Genomic DNA, 4,090 nt, shown 5'->3' with positions numbered 1-4,090 from the left:
CACCGAATGCGAACTGCGTTGGCAGTAGTGCACAGTCGATACTCCACGAACACATTTCCGTCGTGGCCACTCGCTCAGCCGTATCGCTGCATCGCCCACAACGGCGAGATCAATACGATTGTGGGAAACAGGAATTGGATGCGCGCTCGCGAGCCGATGCTGCGGAGCACACTTTTAGGTGGGGACATCGATCGCCTGTTTCCGATCTGCACCCCGGGAGGATCCGACTCTTCGTCGTTCGACGAAGTACTGGAGCTTTTGACGATCGGGGGCCGCAGTGTGCAACACGCCATCGCGATGATGATTCCCGGAGCCTGGGAGAACGATTCTTCGATGCCCGACGAGATAAAGGCCTTCTACCAATTTCACGGTTGTCTGATGGAACCGTGGGACGGTCCGGCGTCCGTGACGTTCAGCGACGGCATTGTTGTCGGGGCCGTGTTGGATCGCAACGGTCTTCGCCCAGGGCGATGGTGGCGGATGAAGAACGACCGTATCGTGTTGGCCAGTGAGAGCGGTGTGTTCGACGCTCCCACGTCCGAGGTGTTGGAGAAGGGGCGCCTCGAACCGGGACGCATGTTTCTCGTGGACACCGCTCGCCATCGGATCGTTTCCGATGCGGAGATCAAGTCCGAACTCGCGAGCACAGCCCCCTACCGGGACTGGGTCGACGGGGGATTGGTCGACCTCGAGGAAATCCCCGAGACTGCGCCTGCCCGAGGCGATCCGGCTCCGCTGTTGCAACGGCAGTTGCTCTTCGGATACCACGCCGAGGACCTGCGGGACATTCTTGTCCCGATGGCAAGCTCAGGATCGGAGCCGTTGGGATCGATGGGTGTCGACACGCCTCTCGCCGTTCTTTCGGAGCGGCCGAAGCTGTTGTACGACTACTTTATTCAGCTCTTTGCTCAGGTGACCAACCCGCCTTTGGACGCGATTCGCGAGGAAGTCGTCACAACGCTTGGTGTCACCCTCGGCGCTGAGCAGAACTTGTTCGAAGCGTCGGCGCTGTCGTGCCGAAGGATTGTTCTCGATAAACCGGTGATCGGACCGGTGAAGATGGCGAAGGTCGCCGAACTATGCGGCGCAAGAACTCCGAGAAGCGCTGTCCTACGGGGAGGTTTCGATCCGAGAGGCAGTCTCGCCGAAGGCGTCGAGAGGCTTCGTGAGTCCGCCCGAACAGCCGCCGCAGCCGGTATCGAGATTCTGGTGATCTCCGACCGTGGATCAGGCCCTGAGCAGGCTCCCATTCCGTCATTGCTCGCAGTATCAGCCGTGCACCACGATCTGGTTCGTCATGGCCTGCGGACCAAGGTTTCCCTCGTCGTCGAGTCGGGTGACGCGCGCGAAGTTCATCACATCGCGCTGCTGATCGGCTACGGTGCGGCGGCTGTCCACCCGTATCTTGCTCTCGAATCGGTAGAAGCACTCAGCGAGCAAGACGAACTTCCCGGGATAAATTCGGAAAAGGCATCGGACAACTATCTGAAAGCGGCAAATTCCGGCGTGCGCAAAGTGATGTCGAAGATGGGAATCGCTACGGTTCACTCCTACACGGGCGCAAAGGTATTCGAGGCCGTGGGCTTGGGTCGAGAGTTGGTCGACGAATACTTCTGCAACACACGGAGCCGGATCGGCGGGATCGGTATCACCGAAGTCGCGCGAGAAGTTCTGATGCGTCACGCGGCTGCGTTCTCGTCGTCCGCAGTGCAGCATCGTCAGTTCGACAATCGTCAGTTGACCGACAGCGGACAATACCGGTATCGCCGCGGTGGTGAATTGCATGTGTTCACACCCGAGTCCGTGTTCTTCCTTCAGCATGCGACCCGGACGGGGCGAAGTGAGATGTTTCGTCGCTACAGCGATGAAGTCGATCGACTGAGCGCGCAGGGCGGAACACTTCGGGGATTGTTTCGATTTCGGCGTGAGATTCGTCAGCTGATTCCCCTCGATCAGGTCGAACCCGTCGAGATGATTCTCGCTCGATTCAACACCGGTGCGATGAGCTACGGTTCCCTCTCTGCCGAGGCGCACGAGACGATGGCGGTTGCGATGAATGCTCTCGGCGGACGTTCGAACACCGGTGAGGGCGGAGAGTCACCGGAGCGGTTGCGTGACAACAAGCGTCGAAGCGCAGTCAAGCAGGTCGCGAGTGGTCGCTTCGGGGTGACCAGCGATTACCTGGTCAATGCCACTGACATTCAGATCAAGATGGCCCAGGGCGCCAAGCCCGGTGAAGGAGGGCAGCTTCCGGGGTCCAAGGTGTACCCGTGGATCGCGGAAACCCGGTACTCGACACCTGGAGTCGGCCTCATTTCTCCGCCCCCGCACCACGACATCTATTCGATCGAGGATCTCGCCCAATTGATCTACGACCTCAGATGCGCGAACAATCGCGCGCGGATACACGTGAAGTTGGTCAGCGCAGCCGGAGTCGGGACTGTTGCGGCAGGTGTGGCCAAAGCACACGCCGACGTGGTGCTGATCTCGGGTCACGACGGCGGGACGGGTGCTGCGGCACTCTCGTCCATCCACCACGCGGCTACGCCGTGGGAGATCGGGCTGGCCGAAACTCAGCAGACCCTGGTGCTCAACGGGTTACGCGATCGGATCGTCGTCCAGTGTGACGGGGGTTTGCGCACGGCGCGGGACGTCGTCGTTGCTGCGTTGCTGGGGGCGCAGGAGTACGGGTTTTCCACGGCGCCACTCATCGCGGCCGGGTGCGTCATGATGCGGGTATGTCACCTCGACACCTGCCCTGTCGGAGTAGCGACGCAGAATCCCGAACTGCGCGAGCGATTCACCGGCCGGCCCGAGTACGTCGAGAACTTCTTTCGCTTCATCGCCGCCGACGTACGACGGTTGTTGGCAGAACTGGGGTTTCGAAGTATCGACGATGCGCTGGGGCACGCAGACGTATTGGAAATGTCTCCGGCGGTGGCGCATTGGAAGAGTCGGACGTTGGATCTCTCACCACTCTTCGACGTTCCGGCCACGCCGGCCGGCGCGGCCTACCAACCGTATGTACCTGTTTCGAGCGAACTCGAACGCACCCTGATCAAGTTGGCTGCGAACTCGCTCGAGGACGCTCGACCCGTACATATCGAACTGCCAGTACACAATACGGATCGAGCGGTGGGAACGAGGCTGGGCGCTGAGGTGACCAGACGCTACGGCGCCGTCGGGCTACCTCAAGGCACCATCGACGTCGTGCTCAGAGGAACGGCAGGCCAGTCACTCGGTGCGTTCCTGCCACCGGGCATCTCGCTGGTCGTCGTCGGCGATGCAAACGATTACGTGGGAAAGGGGCTCTCGGGTGGACGAATCGCGCTTCGGCCGAGTGAGGACGCACCCTTCGTGGCCGAGGATCAGGTGATTGCCGGCAATACGCTGCTGTACGGCGCTACGAGCGGTGCGCTCTATGCCAGGGGGCGTGTCGGGGAACGATTTGCGGTGCGCAACTCGGGCGCGGTCGCTGTGGTGGAAGGCGTCGGAGACCATGCGTGCGAGTACATGACCGGGGGTCGCGTCGTCATCATCGGCCCAACTGGTAGGAACCTTGCTGCGGGAATGTCGGGCGGAATTGCCTTCGTACTCGACGTGAAGGCAGAAAAGGTCAACCGCGACATGGTCGTTCTGGAGCGGCCTTCGGCGGAAGACTGTCGTCAGCTGGTCGAAATTCTCGGCGAGCATTTGGCTGCGACCGGTTCGCCGGTGGCGGCAAAACTTCTCGACGACTGGGTTGGCCAGAGTCCGAGATTCACCAAAGTTTTGCCTGTCGATTATCAGAAGGTCGTGGAAGAGAACGAACTGGTGGAGCCGGCTCATGCCTGACGCACGCGGGTTCCTCAACGTGAAACGATCCGGCTCACCGACCAGATCGACCGATGTGCGTGTCGGTGACTGGGCGTCAGTATACGAGTCGCTGGATCCCGTCGTGCGAAATCGAGACGTATCTGCACAGGCCTCGCGTTGCATGGACTGCGCTGTGCCGTACTGCCATTCGGCCGATGTGGGGTGTCCGCTCGGCAATCTCATTCCGGAATGGAACGACCTGGTTCGGCGTGGACGGTGGTCCGAAGCCTCGGAG

At 61.0% G+C, this 4,090-nt stretch carries 1 protein-coding gene and 1 pseudogene; both read left to right on the top strand.

Going from position 1 to position 4,090, the window contains the following annotated elements; translation table 11 throughout:
• A partial coding sequence (gene gltB / locus A2J01_RS08965; protein ID WP_064112547.1) for a glutamate synthase large subunit occupies positions 1-3,834 on the top strand: 3,834 nt, incomplete at its 5' end.
• Positions 3,827-4,090 (top strand): annotated as a pseudogene (gene gltD, locus A2J01_RS08960) (glutamate synthase); the annotation flags it as partial. The gene gltB and the pseudogene gltD, both read left to right, overlap by 8 nt.

Source organism: Rhodococcus sp. EPR-134, from assembly GCF_001647205.1.
GTDB lineage: Bacteria > Actinomycetota > Actinomycetes > Mycobacteriales > Mycobacteriaceae > Rhodococcus_F > Rhodococcus_F qingshengii.
Note: the sequence above shows the minus strand (reverse complement) of the source record. Positions and strands in the feature narration are given on the sequence as shown.